The 17,451-nt window shown below is 64.2% G+C and carries 11 protein-coding genes; 9 read left to right on the top strand and 2 right to left on the bottom strand.

The window, feature by feature from the left end:
* Positions 1-38 precede the first annotated feature (38 nt).
* The 3 genes from OSH05_RS06525 (at position 39) to OSH05_RS06535 (ending at position 2,863) form a co-directional block, all read left to right on the top strand.
* Positions 39-1,184, top strand: a complete 1,146-nt coding sequence (locus OSH05_RS06525) for a Gfo/Idh/MocA family protein (RefSeq protein ID WP_104217017.1) — start codon at positions 39-41, stop codon at positions 1,182-1,184.
* The gene (locus tag OSH05_RS06530) at positions 1,181-2,029 is read left to right on the top strand and encodes a sugar phosphate isomerase/epimerase family protein (RefSeq protein WP_104217016.1); all 849 of its coding nucleotides are present in this window, start codon (positions 1,181-1,183) and stop codon (positions 2,027-2,029) included. The genes OSH05_RS06525 and OSH05_RS06530 overlap by 4 nt, the downstream gene beginning before the upstream one ends.
* A 96-nt stretch (positions 2,030-2,125) precedes the next feature.
* Positions 2,126-2,863 carry an SDR family oxidoreductase gene (locus OSH05_RS06535; RefSeq protein WP_104217015.1) on the top strand — a complete coding sequence of 246 codons (738 nt, stop codon included), beginning with the start codon at positions 2,126-2,128 and terminating at the stop codon, positions 2,861-2,863.
* Positions 2,864-2,920: 57 nt separating this feature from the next.
* On the opposite strand, the gene glgX (OSH05_RS06540) is transcribed toward OSH05_RS06535, so the two are convergent.
* Positions 2,921-4,984 carry a glycogen debranching protein GlgX gene (gene glgX / locus OSH05_RS06540; RefSeq protein WP_104217014.1) on the bottom strand — a complete coding sequence of 688 codons (2,064 nt, stop codon included), beginning with the start codon at positions 4,982-4,984 and terminating at the stop codon, positions 2,921-2,923.
* Complete coding sequence (gene glgA, locus OSH05_RS06545) at positions 4,981-6,531, bottom strand: glycogen synthase GlgA (RefSeq protein WP_104217646.1); 1,551 nt, start codon at positions 6,529-6,531, stop codon at positions 4,981-4,983. Before glgA (OSH05_RS06545) ends, glgX (OSH05_RS06540) begins: the two co-directional genes overlap by 4 nt.
* A 240-nt stretch (positions 6,532-6,771) precedes the next feature.
* On the opposite strand from glgA (OSH05_RS06545), the gene OSH05_RS06550 reads away from it, so the two are divergent.
* The 6 genes from OSH05_RS06550 (at position 6,772) to OSH05_RS06575 (ending at position 17,446) form a co-directional block, all read left to right on the top strand.
* A complete protein-coding gene (locus OSH05_RS06550) occupies positions 6,772-9,279 on the top strand; it encodes a glycogen/starch/alpha-glucan phosphorylase (protein WP_207778675.1) in 2,508 nt (835 codons plus the stop codon).
* A 21-nt stretch (positions 9,280-9,300) separates the two neighbouring features.
* Positions 9,301-11,499, top strand: coding sequence for a 1,4-alpha-glucan branching protein GlgB (gene glgB, locus OSH05_RS06555; protein ID WP_104217012.1), 2,199 nt, complete (start codon positions 9,301-9,303; stop codon positions 11,497-11,499).
* 57 nt (positions 11,500-11,556) lie between these two features.
* Positions 11,557-12,822 carry a glucose-1-phosphate adenylyltransferase gene (glgC, locus tag OSH05_RS06560; RefSeq protein WP_104217011.1) on the top strand — a complete coding sequence of 422 codons (1,266 nt, stop codon included), beginning with the start codon at positions 11,557-11,559 and terminating at the stop codon, positions 12,820-12,822.
* Positions 12,819-14,273, top strand: coding sequence for a glycogen synthase GlgA (glgA, locus tag OSH05_RS06565; RefSeq protein WP_104217010.1), 1,455 nt, complete (start codon positions 12,819-12,821; stop codon positions 14,271-14,273). Before glgC ends, glgA (OSH05_RS06565) begins: the two co-directional genes overlap by 4 nt.
* Before the next feature lie 16 nt (positions 14,274-14,289).
* On the top strand, positions 14,290-16,347 hold the full coding sequence (glgX, locus tag OSH05_RS06570; protein WP_104217009.1) for a glycogen debranching protein GlgX: 2,058 nt from the start codon (positions 14,290-14,292) through the stop codon (positions 16,345-16,347).
* 160 nt (positions 16,348-16,507) lie between these two features.
* On the top strand, positions 16,508-17,446 hold the full coding sequence (locus tag OSH05_RS06575) for a hypothetical protein (RefSeq protein WP_104217008.1): 939 nt from the start codon (positions 16,508-16,510) through the stop codon (positions 17,444-17,446).
* Positions 17,447-17,451: the final 5 nt, after the last annotated feature.

Genomic DNA, 17,451 nt, shown 5'->3' on the forward strand with positions numbered 1-17,451 from the left:
GCCCTCCTTGCGGACAGCAAGAAACGACCGGAGGAAACATGACGAAGACGCTGAATGTGGGCATGGTCGGCTATGGCTTCATGGCACGCGCCCATTCCAATGCCTGGGGCAAGGTCGCGAACTTCTTCGATACCGGCTACCGGCCGGTATTGAAGGCGGTTGCGGCGCGCAACGGCGAGAAGGCCAAGGCCTTCGCCGAGCAATGGGGCTATGAGAGCGTCGAGACGGATTGGCGGCGCCTCATCGAGCGCGCCGATATCGACGTCATCGACATCTGCACGCCGAACGACAGCCACGCCGAGATCGCGATCGCCGCCGCCAAGGCCGGCAAGATGGTGACCTGCGAGAAGCCGCTCGCCCGCACGGAGGCGGAAGCGCTGCCGATGGTCGAGGCGGTCGAGAAGGCCGGCGTCGCCAACATGGTCTGGTACAACTACCGCCGCATCCCGGCGGTGACGCTGATCAAGACCATCGTCGAGCGCGGCATGCTCGGCCACATCTATCATTACCGCGCCAAGTTCCTGCAGGACTGGACGATCTCGCCGGACGTGCCGCAGGGCGGCGCCGGCACATGGCGGCTCGATGTGGATTCGGCCGGCTCGGGCGTCACGGGCGATCTGCTCGCGCACTGCCTCGATACCGCGATCTGGCTGAACGGCTCGATCACGAGCCTCACCGCCATGACCGAGACCTTCGTCAAGGAGCGCAAGGACGCGCTGACCGGGGCGACGAAGAAGGTCGGCATCGACGACGCGGCGGCGGTGATGACGCGCTTTGCCAATGGCTCGCTCGGTACCTTCGAATCGACCCGCTACGCCCGCGGCCACAAGGCGGCCTATACGCTGGAGATCAATGGCGAGAACGGCTCGCTCGCCTGGGATCTCCACGATCTGAATCGCCTCGCCTGGTTCGACCACCGGACGCCCGGCGAATTCAGGGGCTGGACCTCGATCCTCGTCACCGATGGCGACCACCCCTATCTCGGCAAGTGGTGGGTGCCGGGCCTGATCATCGGCTACGAGCACTCCTTCGTGCACCAGGTCGCCGATTTCCTCGAAGGCCTCGCCTCCGGCAAGCCGGCCGCACCGACCTTCCGCGACGCACTGGAAACGGCCAAGGTCTGCGACGCGATCATCGCCTCGGGGCAGAGTGGCCAGTGGGTGGAGTTGGAGACCGCGACATGAAGTTCGGCTTCAACCTGCTACTCTGGACGAGCCATGTCCGCGAGGAGCATTGGCCGATCCTCGATAAATTGAAGGCCGCCGGCTATGACGGCGTCGAGGTACCGATGTTCGAGGGCGAGCCGTCGCATTATGCGCGGCTCGGCAACCGGCTGCGCGATGCCGGGCTCGGCGCGACGGGGATCGGCGTCATGCCCGGTGGCGGACGCAGCGCGGTCTCGGCCGACCCGGCCGAGCGGGCCGGCGCGCTGGGTCACATCAAATGGCTGGTGGACTGCACAGCGGCCCTCGGCGGCGACCTTGCCGCCGGGCCGTTCCATCAGCCGCTCGGCGAGTTCACCGGCGCCGGCCCCACGGCGGACGAGAAAGCTCGCTGCGCCGAGGTGCACAAGCCCGCCGCCCATTATGCCGCGACGGCCGGGATCGCGCTCTCCGTCGAGCCGCTCAACCGGTTCGAGTGCTATTTCCTCAACACGGCGCTCGCGGCCAAGGCGCTGGTCGACGCCGTCGGCGAGCCGAATTACGGCTTTCTCTACGATACGTTCCATTTCAACATCGAAGAGAAGAACCAGGCCCGCGCGATCCACGCGACGGCCGGCGCCTTCAACCATTTCCACATCTCGGAGAACGACCGCGGCGTTCCGGGCACGGGGCCCATCGATTTCGCCTCGGTGTTCAAGGCGCTGAAGGCGACAGGCTATGATGGATGGATGACGGTCGAATCCTTCGGCTCGGCCCTGCCCGACCTCGCCGCGGCGACGCGCGTCTGGCGGCCGCTGTTCGACAAGCCGGAGGATGTGTATCTGGGCGCGATCAAGTTGATGAAGGAAGGCTGGGCGGCGGCGTAAGGCGACCGTTTCCGCGAGACAATCCTGTCCGCCTGTGCTTGGCTCTCAACAAAGCAACGCCGGCGCATGAGACCGGCACGATCGGGAGGATGATCCATGGGTGTCGTGCTGGTCACGGGAGCCTCGCGGAGTCTCGGCGCGGCGATGGCGAAAGCGCTCGGCGCGGCGGGGTGGAGCGTCGCGGTCAATTATGCCCATGACGATGCCGGCGCGGGCGCCGTGGTCGATGCCATCACTTCGGCCGGCGGCAAGGCGGCAGCGTTTAAGTTCGATGTGACCGACAAGGCGAGCGTGCGGCACGGCGTGCACGAGATTGAGGCGAAGCTCGGGCCGCTCGACGTCATCGTCAATAACGCCACCGGTCCGCAGCCCTTCATCCCGATCGAGGAGCAGAGCTGGGACGACCATCTCGATCAGCTCCGCTTCTTCGTGAAGGCTCCGCTTCTGGTGACCCAGGAGGTGCTGCCGGCCTGGAAGGAACGCCGTTCCGGCAAGATCATCAATATCGGCTCGGAAGTGGTCGACATGGGCAATCCGGAATTCGCCCATTACGTGGGAGCCAAGGCCGCGATGGTCGGGCTGACGCGCTCCTTCGCGTCTGAACTCGGCCCCTTCGGCATCACGGTCAATCTGGTGGCGCCGGGCTTCATCCCCGTCGCGCGCCATGACGATGTCAGCGAGGACGACCGCGAGGCCTATCGCCGCCTCGTGCCGCTCGGCTATCAGGGCAAGCCCGAGGATCTGGCCGGCACGATCGTCTTCCTCGCCTCTCCGGCCGCTGATTTCATCACCGGCCAGACCATCGCCGTGAATGGCGGCCGCACCCTCGCCTGAAGCGGGCGAGGGTCCACGACCAAGCTTTGTCGCGGGAGCCCTGGGCTCCCGTCCGCCTCATTTTCCGGCCTGCTCCCAGACGACCATCGAACGCGCCGGAACTTGCCAGACGCTCTTTTCCGGAATGGTCTCGCCTTCGGCGCGACCCGCCGTGTCGAGGACGCCGCGCCATTCGCCGCCCTGCTCGGGGACGGTGAAATCGACATCGACATGCGACGCGTTGAGCATGACCAGCATGGTCGGCTCGCCCCGTTTCGCCGGCGCCAGGCGAACGGTCAGGCATTTGACGTGGGGATTGCTCCATTCCTCGTCGCTCATGCGCTGGCCGGAAGCGCTGAACCAGTTCACGTCACGCTGGCCTAGCTCTGTGCGTGCGCCGGTCAGGAATTCCGGCCGCGAGAAGGCGCTTCGGCTGGCACGCAGGGCAATGACCTTGGCGACGAACACGGTCAGGTCGGGATCCTCGTCGCTCCAGTCTACCCAGCCGATCTCATTATCCTGCGCATAGGCATTGTTGTTGCCGCCCTGCGAATTTCCGATCTCGTCGCCGGCCAGCAGCATCGGGACGCCCTGCGACAGGATCAGGGTCGCGAGCAGGTTGCGCTTCTGTTGCCGGCGCAGAGACAGGATGCCTTCGTCTTCAGTCGGCCCTTCGGCGCCGCAGTTCCAGCTCTTGTTGTCGCTGTGGCCGTCCTGGTTGTCCTCGCCATTCGCCTCATTGTGCTTGTCGTTGTAGGAGACGAGATCGTTGAGTGTGAAGCCGTCATGGGCGGTGACGAAATTGACGCTCGACCAGGGCCGGCGCCGACCTTCATTGAAGAGGTCGCTGGAGGCGGCGAAGCGCGAGGCGAAGGCCGGCAGCAAGCCCTCGCCGCCGAGCCAGAATTCGCGCACCACATCGCGGTAATCACCGTTCCACTCGGAGAAGCCCGGCGGGAAATTGCCGAGCTGATAGCCGCCAGGTCCGACATCCCAGGGCTCGGCGATGAGCTTCAGCCGGCTCAGCACAGGATCCTGCAGCATCGTGTTGAAGAAGGCGTGGCGCGGATTGAACCCACCCGGTTCCCGGCCCAGCGTCAGCGCCAGATCGAACCGGAAGCCGTCGACGCCATAGACATTGGCCCAGAGTCGCAGGCTGTCCATCACCATCTGCAGCACGCGCGGATGATTGGTATCCAGCGCGTTGCCGGTTCCGGTCAAATTGTCGTAGTAGCGCGGATCGTCCGGCATGAGACGATAGTAGGAGAGGTTGTCGATGCCCTTGAAGGACAGCGTCGGGCCGAGATGATTGCCTTCCGCAGTGTGGTTGTAGACGACATCGAGAATGACCTCGATCCCTGCATCATGCAGCGCGTCGACCGCCGCCGCGATCTCCGGCAGGCCGCCGCCATCGATGTAGCGGTTCTCCGGCGCGAAGAAGCCGATCGTGTTGTAGCCCCAGAAATTCGCGAGGCCGCGCTCGCCCAGGTGTCGATCCTGCACGAAGGCATGAATCGGCATGAACTCGACCGTGGTGATGCCGAGCTTGTGCAGATGGTCGATCGCGGCCGGGTGCGCGAAGGCAGCGAAGGTGCCCCGGATCTCATCCGGCAAGCCCTTCATGCGCATAGTCCAGCCACGCACATGGCTTTCATAGATCACGGTCTTCGGCCAGGGGACTACGGGCCGGGCGGTCTGGGTATAGGGCTCCGGCGAGACGATGCGGGCCTTGGGCAGGAAGGCAGCGCTATCGCGCTCGTCGCGCACGAGATCGGCCTCGCCCTCGGCACCAATCTGATAGCCATACAGCGCATCGTCCCACTGCAACTCGCCGACGAGCTCGCGCGCATAGGGGTCGATCAGCAACTTCGCGTCATTGAAGCGATGGCCGTGGGCCGGGTCCCACGGACCCCGGACGCGGTAGCCATAGAGATCGCCGGCCTTCACGCCCGCAACATGGCCATGCCAGACGCCATTGGTGCATTCCTCGAGCTCGATACGCTCTTCCTCCTTGGAGCCGTCGGCTGAAAAGAGGCAAAGGGTTACGCCTTCCGCATGGTCCGAGAAGATCGCAAAATTGCTGCCTTTCGCGTCCGGTGTTGCACCGAGCGGAAACGGGGATCCTTCACGCAAGCGGGTCATCGTGCAGCCGTTCTCCGTTCACTCTCGCCGGCGAGAGCCAGCCTTGGGGGTATGGATGGTTCGGTTCGGCTCGGCGGCTTCGGAACGTCGACGCCCGCCACTTCCGAATAGAGGCGGATATAATCGCGGGCCGGCCCCTCCCAATCGAAGCGGCGGCGCATGGCCGTGGAACGCATCGACGTCAGCTCATCCGGGGCGGCATAGACCTCGAAGGCGCGTCGGCATGAATCCAGGAAGGCTTGCCGCGAAAATTCGTGAAACAGAAAGCCCGTCTCGCCATCGTCGATCGTGTCGGCGAGGCCGCCGGTGGAATGGGCGATCGGCAGAGCCCCATAGCGCTGCGCCTGCATCTGCGTCAGACCGCAGGGCTCGAATCGAGATGGCATCAGGAAGAAGTCGCTGGCCGCAACGACGCGATGCGCCATCGTATCGCTGAAGCCGGCAACGAGACCGATCGCGCCTCGATAGCGTCGGGAGAGATCCAGCAGCATGCGCTCAACATTCGGATCGCCGGTGCCGAGGATGGCGATCTGGCCGCCGCGCTCGACGAGTTCGCCGGCAATGTCGGCGACAAGGTCCAGGCCCTTCTGGTGGACGAGGCGCGAGACGATCCCGAACAGCGGCCCCTCCGACGGGGCCAGACAGAGCGAGAGGCCAACAAACGCCTTGTTTTCGGCCTTGCCGGACGGATCGTCTGCATCGAAGTTCTTCGGCAGATGCGGATCGGTCGCGGGGTCCCAATCGTCATCGAGCCCGTTGACGATCCCCGTCAGCCGTCCTTCCGACGCGAGACCGCTCATCAAGCCCTGGAGTCCGGAGCCCAGCACTTCGCCGGTTATCTCGTCGGCATAGGTCGCGCTCACGGTTGTCACATGATGGGCGTAGGTTAGGCCCGCCTTCATGAACGAGATGTAGTTGTGAAACTCCACCCCGTCGGTACGGAACGCGTCGTGCGGAATAGCCAGAGCATCGAGCCGGTCGGCGGGAAAAATGCCCTGATGGGCCAGATTGTGGATCGTGAGGATCGACGGCACCTTCGATCCGGACCAGGCAAGATAGGCTGGCGCGAGCGCCGCCGCCCAGTCATGGACGTGGACGATGTCTGGCTTCCAGCCAATCCCGTCGACCCCCTTGGCGATTTCGGCCGCGGCCAGTCCGAGGCGCGCAAAGCGCAAATCATTGTCGCCCCAATCATAGCCCTCCGGCGTCGAATAAGGCGTTCCGGAGCGCTGGTAGAGCGAAGGCGCGAGGATCAGATAGACAGGAATTCCATCCGCCGTCCGCGTCTCGCCAATGAGGCAAGGCTCTATAGCCGACTGGCCCGGCAACGAGCCGACGACCGAAAGGACGCGCAGCTTGTCGAGCACGTTCTGGTAAGCCGGCATCAGAATTCGAACGTCGACGCCCTGGCGGCGCAGCGCCCGCGGCAGCGCCGCCGAGACGTCCGCAAGACCGCCGGCCTTGGCGAAATCGGCAAACTCGCTCGTCACGAACAATATCTTCATCGACTTCAGCCCCCTTGCGCTGGTTCGAGACCGGGCAACCATCAACGTGGCGGATTGGAACGCGACAAAGGAGCGCTGCGGGCTTCGGCAGCGCAAATCGCGGATGATCGATCAATGCACGAAGGTCGGTATGGTTGCGGTCGGCGACCGCAAACAAAAGCGGCCAATCCGTTGCCTCTCCTGCAACGGCACCCTTGTTGCATGGCGCAAAACGATGGCGGATTGCGACGATATGTCGGCCGGCTCGACCGGGACTAGGGTCCTGAGGGATGGGGTACTAACATGCAGAACGCAGTCGTAGAGGAAGAAGCCCTGATGGAAGTCGCAAAGCCGGTCGCCGCCCCCCTCGTGGGCCATGAAGCCGAGGTCGCTGCCGCGCGCGAGGCGATCAACGCCAAGCTTACCTACGCGGTCGGCAAGAACGCCGTAACCGCCAGCGACCGCGACTGGTTCGTGGCGACTGCGCTTGCGGTTCGCGACCGCATGGTCGACCCCTGGATCGCATCCTCCAAGCACACCTATGCCGACGGGCTGAAGCGGGTCTACTATCTCTCGCTCGAATTCCTGATCGGCCGCCTGCTGTTCGACACGATGAACAATCTCGGACTGACCGACGCTTTCCGCGCGGCGCTCGGCGAGCTTGGCGTCGATCTCGAAAAGCTGAAGACCGTGGAGCCCGACGCCGCGCTCGGCAACGGCGGCCTCGGACGCCTGGCGGCCTGCTTCATGGATTCCATGGCTTCGCTGTCGATCCCGGCCTATGGCTACGGCATCCGCTACGATCACGGCCTCTTTCGCCAGGTCGTGAAGAACGGCTGGCAGCAGGAATATCCCGAGAACTGGCTATCCTTCGGCAATCCCTGGCAATTCGAGCGTCCGGAAGTTGTCTACGACATCCAGTTCGGCGGCTCGGTCGAGGCGATCATGCAGCCGAACGGCATGCCCCGCTACATCTGGCACCCGAGCGAAACCATCGAGGCCGTGGCCTATGACACGCCAATCGCCGGCTGGCGCGGCCGTCACGTCAATACGCTGCGCCTCTGGTCGGCTCGCGCCGCCGATCCGCTCCGCCTCGACGCCTTCAATTCGGGCGATCATATCGGCGCGCTTGTCGAACAGGTCCGCGCCGAGACGATCTCCAAGATCCTCTATCCGAGCGACGAGAGCCCGGCCGGACAGGAGTTGCGCCTCCGCCAGGAATATTTCTTCGTCTCGGCCTCGATGCAGGATTTGATCTTCCGCCACATGCGCACCTATGGCGACATCCGCTCGCTGCCGGACAAGGTCGCCATGCAGCTGAACGACACCCATCCCGCCATCAGCGTCGCCGAGCTGATGCGCATCCTGGTCGACACCCATAATGTGCCTTGGGACGAAGCGTGGGACATGACGGTCCGCACGCTCGGCTACACCAATCACACGCTGCTGCCCGAGGCCCTGGAGACTTGGCCCGTCGCGCTGCTGGAACGGCTGCTGCCGCGCCAGATCCAGATCATCTATCTGATCAACGCCATTCATCTTGAGAAGGCCAAGAAGCTTCCCGAGGCCAATGATGAATTCCTGGCCTCCGTTTCGCTGATCGACGAGGGCATGGGCCGGCGGGTGCGCATGGGCCATCTCGCCTTCATCGGTTCGCATTCGATCAACGGCGTGTCGGCGCTGCACTCCGATCTGGTCAAGGAGACGATCTTTCGCGACCTCGATGTGGTCTATCCAGGCCGCATCAACAACAAGACCAACGGCATCACCTTCCGCCGCTGGTTGCAGGGCGCCAATCCGGGCCTGACCCAGATCCTGGTCGATGCCTGCGGACCCAAGATTCTGGACGATGCGACCGCGCTCACGAAGCTGGAGCCGCTGGTCGGCGACGCCGCGCTTCGCGATGCCGCCGACGCCGCCCGCCACGCCAACAAGCTGACGCTGGCACGCGTCATTCGCGACAGGCTGGACATCCACGTCAATCCGAACGCGCTCTTCGACGTGCAGATCAAGCGCATCCACGAATATAAGCGCCAACTGCTCAACGTGCTGGAGACGATCGCGCTCTATCAGGCCATGCGGGCCCAGCCGCACAAAGAATGGGCGCCGCGGGTCAAGATATTCGCCGGCAAAGCGGCCGCGAGCTATCACAAGGCGAAGCTCATCATCAAGCTCGCCAACGACGTGGCGCAGGTCATCAACAACGATCCGACCGTGCGCGATTTGCTGAAGGTCGTCTTCCTGCCCAACTACAATGTCAGCCTCGCCGAGATCATCATCCCGGCAGCGGACCTTTCCGAGCAGATCTCGACGGCCGGCATGGAGGCGTCGGGCACCGGCAACATGAAGCTGGCGCTCAACGGCGCGCTCACCATCGGCACGCTCGACGGCGCCAATGTCGAGATCAAGGAGCATGTCGGCGACGAGAACATCTTCATTTTCGGCTTGACGACATCCGAAGTGGCCGAGCGGCGGAAGATCGGCATCGACGCGGCCGGCGCCGTTGCCGCTTCGCGCAATCTCTCCGACGTTCTGGATGCGATTGACAGCGGCGTTTTCTCGCCCGGAGATCCCGGACGCTTCGCCGCGCTGACCACCGCGCTGCGCCATCACGACTATTTCATGGTCACTGCAGATTTCGATTCCTACTATGCAGCCCAACGAGACGTTGACGCGTTGTGGCTCGACAGAGCAGCATGGTGGAAAGCGAGCCTCACCAATACGGCTCGGGTCGGCTGGTTTTCCTCGGACCGCACTATCGCGGAATATGCCAAGGACATCTGGAACGTGCCCGTATCGCCGGTGGAATGAGGGTCGCGCCTGGGAGGCGCAATGACAGACTGGCGGGCGGCTGAGGAAGATGTTCGCGATCTGGTCGCGGCACGACACGGGGACCCGTTCTCGTTTCTGGGGCAGCACGAAGTCGACGGACGAATCGTCGTTCGCGCCTTCGTGCCGAATGCCGCGACGGTTTCCGTCGAGGCCGAGGACGGAGCGGTACTGGCCGCGCTGGAACGCCGGCCGGGAACGGATCTCTTCGAAGCGCCGATTCCGGGTCGGAAGACGCGATTCGCCTATCGCCTCCACGCCGCCAATGGCGAAGGCGAGTGGCGTTTTGCTGACCCCTATTCCTTCGGATCGGTCCTGGGACCTCTCGACGATTATCTCCTCGTCGAGGGAACCCACAAACAGCTCTACGAAAAGCTGGGTGCCCATCTCCTGTCCCATGGCGGGGTGGACGGCGTTCATTTCGCCGTCTGGGCGCCGGACGCGCAGCGCGTCTCCGTCGTCGGCGATTTCAACGACTGGGATGGTCGGCGGCACCAGATGCGCAAGCGCGTCGACAGCGGCCTTTGGGAGATCTTCGCGCCGGGCCTTGGCGAAGGCGTCATGTACAAATATGAGATCGTCGCGCCCGACGGCGTCGTGCTGCCGCTGAAGGCCGACCCGTTCGGCTTCGGCAGCGAGTTGCGCCCGTCGACGGCTTCGGTCGTGACGCGGACCGACCATTTCGAGTGGGATGACGCGGCCTATATCGCCCAGCGTGGCCAGGGCGACCCGCGCCGCAAGCCGATGTCCGTCTACGAGGTCCATCTCGCCTCATGGCGCAAGGACGAGGGATGGCGGTTCCTGACATATGACGAACTCGCCGACCAGCTCATCCCCTATGCGGTCGACATGGGCTTTACCCATCTCGAGCTGATGCCGATCTCGGAACATCCGCTCGATGCCTCCTGGGGTTACCAGCCGATCGGGCTGTTCTCTCCGACGCGGCGTCACGGCGATCCCGCCGGCTTTGCCCGATTCGTCGAGCGGGCCCATCAGGCGGGTCTCGGCGTCCTTCTCGACTGGGTGCCGGCGCATTTTCCGACCGATCCGCACGGCCTTGCCCATTTCGACGGCCAGCCGCTTTACGAATATGCCGATCCGCGCCGCGGCTTCCATCCGGACTGGAACACGGCGATCTATGATTTCGGCCGCAAGGAAGTGTCGAACTTCCTGTCGGCGAGCGCGCTCTACTGGCTCGACCGCTTCCATGTCGACGGGCTGCGCGTCGATGCCGTCGCCTCGATGCTCTATCTCGACTATTCCCGCAAACCCGGCGAATGGCTGCCAAATCCGGACGGCTCCAACCAGAACCATGACGCCGTCGCCTTTCTGCAAAGCGTCAACCAGCTTGCCTATGGCGAACACGCCGGCAGCGTGACGATCGCGGAGGAATCGACGTCCTGGCCCGGCGTATCCCAGCCCGTCTATGCCGATGGCCTCGGCTTCGGCTTCAAGTGGAACATGGGCTGGATGAATGACACGCTCGACTACATGTCGCTCGATCCCGTCTATCGCCGCTACCACCACAACAAGCTGACCTTCGGCCTGCTCTACGCCTTCTCCGAGAATTTCGTCCTGCCGATCAGCCACGACGAGGTCGTGCATGGCAAGGGAACGGTTCTTGGACGCATGCCGGGCGACGATTGGCAGCAATTTGCCAATGTTCGGGCCTATTACGGCTTCATGTGGGGACATCCCGGCAAGAAGCTGCTGTTCATGGGTCAGGAATTCGCGCAGCGCCGGGAATGGAATTTCGATGCCCCGCTCGATTGGTTCCTGCTCGATGCGCCATCCCATTCGGGCGTGCGCGATCTGGTGCGCGATCTGAACCGGGCCTATCGCGAGCGACCCGCGCTCCATGCGCGCGACTGCGAGAGCGAGGGCTTCCGCTGGGTGGTCGCTGATGACGGCGACCAGTCCGTGGTCGCCTTCCTGCGCTTCGGCGCGGCCGGCGATCCGCCCGTCTGCGTCGTCTGCAATTTCACCCCGGTGCCACGTTTCGGCTATCGGGTCGGCCTGCCGTTCGCCGGGCGTTGGCGCGAGGTGCTCAACACCGATTCGGCGACCTATGGCGGATCGGGAATGGGCAATCTCGGCGCAGTGCATGCCGGGGCGCTGCCCTCGCATGGCCAGCCGGCATCGGCCGACATCATCATACCGCCGCTTGCGACCGTCTTCTTCGAATTTGACGTAGAGGGCTGAATTCGCGGCGACCTTGAGCTAGCTTGAAAAAAGAGAAAAATCGGGAGGGGACGAGAGATGGACAGGCCGTCGAGCAACGCACCGCTGGCACGCCATGCCATGGCATTCGTTCTGGCCGGCGGCAGAGGAAGCCGTCTGATGGAACTCACGGACCGGCGCGCCAAGCCGGCCGTCTATTTCGGCGGCAAGTCGCGCATCATCGACTTCGCCCTCTCCAACGCGCTGAACTCAGGCATAAGGCGCATCGGCGTGGCGACGCAGTATAAGGCGCACAGCCTCATCCGGCATCTGCAGCGCGGCTGGAACTTCTTCCGTCCCGAGCGCAACGAGATCTTCGACATATTCCCAGCGAGCCAGCGCGTCTCGGAGGATCTCTGGTATCTGGGAACCGCCGACGCGGTCTACCAGAACCTCGATATCCTGAAGGATTATGATTCCAAGTACTTCGTCGTCCTGGCCGGCGACCACATCTACAAGATGGACTACGAGCAGATGCTGCAGCAGCACGTCGATTCGGGCGCCGACGTCACGATCGGCTGCCTCGAAGTGCCGCGCATGGAGGCCACCGGCTTCGGCGTCATGCACGTCGACGAGACCGATCGCATCATCGACTTTGTCGAGAAGCCGAAGGATCCGCCGGCGATGCCTGGCAAGCCCGACAAGGCGCTCGCCTCAATGGGCATCTATGTATTCGACACCAAGTTCCTGATGGCGGAGCTTGAGCGCGACGCGCACGATCCGAATTCGAGCCATGATTTCGGCAAGGACATTATCCCGAACATCGTCAAGCACGGGAAGGCGGTCGCGCATCATTTCGAAAATTCCTGCGTGCGCTCGCGTGCGGAATCGATCTCCTATTGGCGCGACGTCGGCACGGTCGACGCCTATTGGGAGGCGAATATCGATTTGACCAGCGTTGTGCCGGATCTCGACCTCTTCGACCGCGACTGGCCAATCTGGACCTATGGCGAGGTAACGCCGCCAGCGAAGTTCGTCCACAATGAAGAGCATCGCCGCGGCTACGCCTTGTCCTCGCTGGTCTCGGGCGGCTGTATCGTCTCCGGCGCCTCGCTCAACCGGGCGCTTCTGTTCACTGGCGTTCGCTGCAATTCCTATTCGCATGTCGAGAGCAGTGTCGTGCTGCCCTATGCCGAGATCGGCCGCTCCGCGCGGCTGCAGAATGTCGTGGTCGATTCGCGGGTGCAGATCCCGGAAGGGCTCGTCGTCGGCGAGGATCCCGAACTTGACGCGCAGCGCTTCCGCCGCACGGAGAACGGCATCTGCCTGATCACACAGCCGATGATCGACGCGCTGAAATCATGACCGATCTCAAGGTTCTGTCGGTCGCCTCGGAGCTCTATCCCTTCGTCAAGACGGGCGGGCTAGCCGATGTCGTCGGCGCGCTGCCGGGCGCCCTTGCCGCCGAGGGCGTCGCGGTGACGACCCTGGTACCCGGCTATCCGGCAGTTCTCGCCGCGCTGGTCGAGCCCGAGATCGCTTATGTGTATCACTGGTTCTTCGGCGGCGACGCGCGGCTTCTACGCGGCAAGGCGGCGGGTCTGGACCTTCTCGTCCTCGACGCGCCGCATCTCTATGACCGGCCAGGCAACCCCTATATGGGCGGCGATGGCCGCGACTGGCCGGATAATCCGATCCGCTTCGCGGCGCTCTCGCGCATCGCCGCCGATCTGGGGCTCGGCTTCGTTCCGTCCTACAAGCCGGACATTGTCCACGCCCATGACTGGCCGACCAGTCTCGCCCCGGCCTATCTGCGCTATTCCGGACGTCCGCATCCGCCGAGCGTCGTGACGATCCACAACATGGCGTTCCAGGGACAATATCCGCGCGAACTGCTGCCGGCCCTCGGCCTGCCGGATCATGCCTATTCGGTCGAGGGCGTCGAATATTTCGGCACGATCGGTTTCCTGAAGGCGGGCATCCAGCTCGCCGACCGCATCACCACCGTATCGCCGACCTATGCTACCGAAATCTGCACGGCGGAAGGCGGAATGGGTCTCGACGGACTACTGCGGGCGCGGGGCCCGGTGCTTTCCGGCATCCTGAACGGTATCGACACAACGGTCTGGGATCCGGCAAGCGATCCGCTGATCGCCGCGCCGTTCGATGCGGCTCGCCCGGGCGATCGCACCCTCAACAAGCGCGCGTTGCAGGAGCGGCTCGGCCTCAATGTCGACCCCGATGCCCAGCTATTCGGTATCGTGAGCCGCCTGACCTGGCAGAAGGGCCTCGATCTCGTTCTCGACCGGCTCGGCACGCTGCTGTCGAGCGGCGCCCAGCTCGCCGTCCTCGGCTCCGGCGATCCGGGCCTTGCGGAGGGCTTCGGCCTGGCCGCGATCGGCAATCCCGGACGCGTCGCCATTGCCCACGGCTATGACGAGGGCCTTGCGCATCTGATCCAGGCGGGCAGCGACGTCATCCTGGTGCCCTCGCGCTTCGAGCCCTGCGGCCTGACGCAGCTCTGCGCGCTTCGCTATGGCGCCATCCCGCTGGTGGGCCGTGTCGGCGGCCTCGCCGATACGATTATCGATGCCAATGATGTTGCGAGGGCCGCCGGCATCGGCACCGGAGTCCAGTTCGCTCCCGTGACCGGCGAGCGCTATGACGCCGCCCTGCTCCGTATGGCGGATCTCTGGCGCGACAAGCCCTACTGGAAGAAGATGCAGAAGAACGCGATGAAGACGGATGTCTCCTGGCAGCGTCCGGCGGCCGCCTATGCCGCGCTCTATCGCTCGCTCGTCGCTGGCCGAAGCTGAACCCAAAGGATCTTGCATGACGACGCCGTCCGTTGCCGAAGGGTTTGCGGAACCACTCGGCGTGACGCCGACAGATAGCGGCGTCAATGTCGCGGTCTGGTCGTCCAATGCGACGGCGATCGATTTCTGCCTGTTCGACGAGAGCGGCAACCGCGAGATCCACCGCCTTCGCCTTCCGGCGCGAACCGGCGATGTATTTCATGGCCACATCGAAGGCGTCGCCCTGGGCGCGCGCTATGGACTACGCGCCGATGGACCGTGGCGACCGGAGGACGGCCAGCGCTTCAACCCGGCCAAGCTGCTGGTGGACCCCTGCGCACTCGCGCTCGACCGTCCCTTCCATTTCCATGCCGCGCTCCTGGACGGGAGGCGCGATGGCGGGTCGGAGGCCGATAATTTCGACAGCGCGCCCTTCGTGCCCAAGGCTATCGTCACGGCGCCCATCCCGCTCCCTCCGCCACGTCGCGACCCGCTCGGTCTGGACGGGCATGTGGTCTACGAACTCCATGTGCGCGGCTTCACCAAGCTGAACGCGGCGATACCCGAGAGCCTCCGCGGCACCTTCGCCGGGCTGGCCCATCCGGCCTCGATCGGTCATCTGAAGTCCCTCGGCGTCACCATGGTCGAGATCATGCCGGCAGCGGCCTGGCTCGACGAGCGCCATCTGCCGCCGCTCGGCCTCAGCAATTACTGGGGCTACAATCCAATCGCCTATAGCGCGCCCGATCCGCGTCTCGCGCCCGGCGGTTTCGCCGAGATTCGATCGGCGATCGATGCGCTGCATGAGGCCGGGATCCAGGCGATTCTCGACGTCGTCTACAATCATTCCGGCGAGAGCGATCATCTCGGCCCGACAGTGTCAATGCGCGGCCTCGACAATGCCGGCTATTACCGCCTCGTCCCGGAAGATCGGCGCTATTACGTCAACGATGCCGGCTGCGGCAACATCCTGGCCGGGGACCGCCCGCATATCGTCCGCCTCGTTCTCGACAGCCTGCGCGTCTGGGCAGCAGCCGGCTTCGATGGCTTCCGCTTCGACCTCGCCACCACGCTCGCGCGCCGCGACATAGGCTTCGATCCGGCGGCGCCGATCCTCGTTGCCATCGATCAGGATCCGCTGCTGCGCAGCCTCGTCATGATCGCCGAACCCTGGGATATCGGCATGGGCGGCTACCAGCTCGGCGCCTTCCCGGCGCGCTGGGGCGAGTGGAACGACCATTATCGCGACACGGTGCGTCGTTTCTTCAAGGGCGAAGGCGGCCTGGTCGGCGATCTCGCGACGCGCGTCGCCGGCTCGGCCGATATCTTTGCCGGGCGGCGGAGGCGGCTTTCGGCGAGCGTCAATTTCGTCACCGCCCATGACGGCTTCACACTGGCCGATCTTGTCGCCTATGAGCGCAAGTCGAACTTCGCCAATGGCGAATCCAACCGCGATGGCACCGACGCCAACCATTCCTGGAACAATGGCACCGAGGGGCCAACGGACGATCCCGCCGTTTCGGAGCGCCGCGCCGCCGATGCCCGAGCGTTGATCGCCGCCCTCCTCTTCTCACGCGGAACGCCGATGCTCTCCATGGGCGACGAGGTCGGGCGCAGCCAAGCGGGCAACAACAACGCCTATGCACAGGATAGCGCCCTCGCCTGGCTCGACTGGACGAAGGCGGATGTGTCGATGCTCGACTTCACGCAGCGAGCCATTTCGCTGCGCAAGAATCACCCAGCCCTTCGCGATGGCCAGCCGCTCACGGGCCAGCCCCATGACGGACTGACCGAGCCGGACGTGGAATGGTTCGGCGCCGATGGGCGGCCGTTGGAGGGCGGCGCCTGGTGGGATGGCGACCGGCATGCGCTCGTCGCCGTGCTGGCCGCGCGCCAGGGCCGAGGCGTCGAGCGGCTCTGCCTCGTGTTCAAGGGCGGCGAGAACCTAACGGAAATCACGCTGCCACCGGCGAGCCATGGATGGCGCATGCTGCTCGATAGCGCCGGACCCGCCCCCGGCCGCGAGGGCACTTTCGCCTCGATCGCTGCCACGGGCCGAAGGACGGCGCTGCTGACCGACGGCCACGCCGAATAGGGCTTCGGCGCTTTTATCCGATCAGTCCAATTTGCATAAAATTTTATCTATCCAGATCTTCAGCAATTTACCTTGTTTGGGCATTCGCGTGGCCGAACCGGACGCTTTTGTCTAAATTTATATTCAAAGATATTGGATAGACGACTGGGAGGCCGATGGCATGGCGACGATCTTTCGCGACTGGACCGAGGGACATAGCAAGGGGTGGGGCGTCGAGCCGCTGAAGATCAGCCACAATCTGCACGAACATCCACTCTTCTCGAAGGAAGGGCTCGGCGAACTCATTCAGAGCTATCCGATCGAGCATTATTCGCTGATCCGCACCTCCTCCGTCGGTGAGACGAAGAAGGTCTGGCGGCGCGGCGAGGTCGGCGATCTGACCGGCCACGAAGTGATCGAGAAAATCGCAGCTGGCGGGCTCTGGCTGCAGCTGCGCGAATTGAAGAGCGTCGACCGGCGTTACGACGATCTGCTGCAGGAAATCTATGCCGAGGCGCGCGAGCGCGTGCCGGGCTTCGATTCCTTCGGCCATGAGATGGGCATCCTGATCTCCTCGCCGCATGCCAAGGCGCATTATCATGCCGATCTGCCCGGCCAGGCGCTCTGGCAGATCGCCGGATCGAAGCGCGTCTATCTCTATCCGGCCGAGGAGCCCTATCTGCCGCAGCCGGAACTCGAAAAGATCGCGCTGACCGGGCTGGAAGTCGGCCTTCGCTATGAGCCGGAATTCGATCGTCAGGCGCTGGTCTTCGATCTGAAGCCGGGCGAGATGCTGACTTGGGAATTGAACGCACCGCACCGCGTCGAGAACCATGGCGAATTGTCGATCTCGATGACGACCGAGCACTGGACCGACGAAATCCGCCGCTCGCAGATGCTCACCGTGGCCAATGGCATTCTTCGCCAGCATTTCGGCATCGTGCCGAAGCGGCGCGCGCTGCACGGCCCGGCCTTCTGGGCCAAGGCGTCGCTGCAGGCCGGCTGGCGGCGCAGCCCCTGGTTCAAGCGCGAACGCCGCAAGATGCTGCCAGTCGACTTCCGCCTCGGCCGCGGCGCGAACAATCCGATTGTCGACATTCCCGCCTACGTCGTCCGCTGATCCGG

The sequence above is a fragment of the Kaistia algarum genome, assembly GCF_026343945.1.
Taxonomy (GTDB): Bacteria; Pseudomonadota; Alphaproteobacteria; order Rhizobiales; family Kaistiaceae; genus Kaistia; species Kaistia algarum.

Excerpts from the sequence above, each read along its gene's own strand:
- OSH05_RS06525 (WP_104217017.1), top strand. The coding sequence starts at position 39 with ATGACGAAGACGCTGAATGTGGGCATGGTCGGCTATGGCTTCATGGCA.
- OSH05_RS06530 (WP_104217016.1), top strand. The coding sequence starts at position 1,181 with ATGAAGTTCGGCTTCAACCTGCTACTCTGGACGAGCCATGTCCGCGAG.
- OSH05_RS06535 (WP_104217015.1), top strand. The coding sequence starts at position 2,126 with ATGGGTGTCGTGCTGGTCACGGGAGCCTCGCGGAGTCTCGGCGCGGCG.
- glgX (WP_104217014.1), bottom strand. The coding sequence starts at position 4,984 with ATGACCCGCTTGCGTGAAGGATCCCCGTTTCCGCTCGGTGCAACACCG.
- glgA (WP_104217646.1), bottom strand. The coding sequence starts at position 6,531 with ATGGTTGCCCGGTCTCGAACCAGCGCAAGGGGGCTGAAGTCGATGAAG.
- OSH05_RS06550 (WP_207778675.1), top strand. The coding sequence starts at position 6,772 with ATGCAGAACGCAGTCGTAGAGGAAGAAGCCCTGATGGAAGTCGCAAAG.
- glgB (WP_104217012.1), top strand. The coding sequence starts at position 9,301 with ATGACAGACTGGCGGGCGGCTGAGGAAGATGTTCGCGATCTGGTCGCG.
- glgC (WP_104217011.1), top strand. The coding sequence starts at position 11,557 with ATGGACAGGCCGTCGAGCAACGCACCGCTGGCACGCCATGCCATGGCA.
- glgA (WP_104217010.1), top strand. The coding sequence starts at position 12,819 with ATGACCGATCTCAAGGTTCTGTCGGTCGCCTCGGAGCTCTATCCCTTC.
- glgX (WP_104217009.1), top strand. The coding sequence starts at position 14,290 with ATGACGACGCCGTCCGTTGCCGAAGGGTTTGCGGAACCACTCGGCGTG.
- OSH05_RS06575 (WP_104217008.1), top strand. The coding sequence starts at position 16,508 with ATGGCGACGATCTTTCGCGACTGGACCGAGGGACATAGCAAGGGGTGG.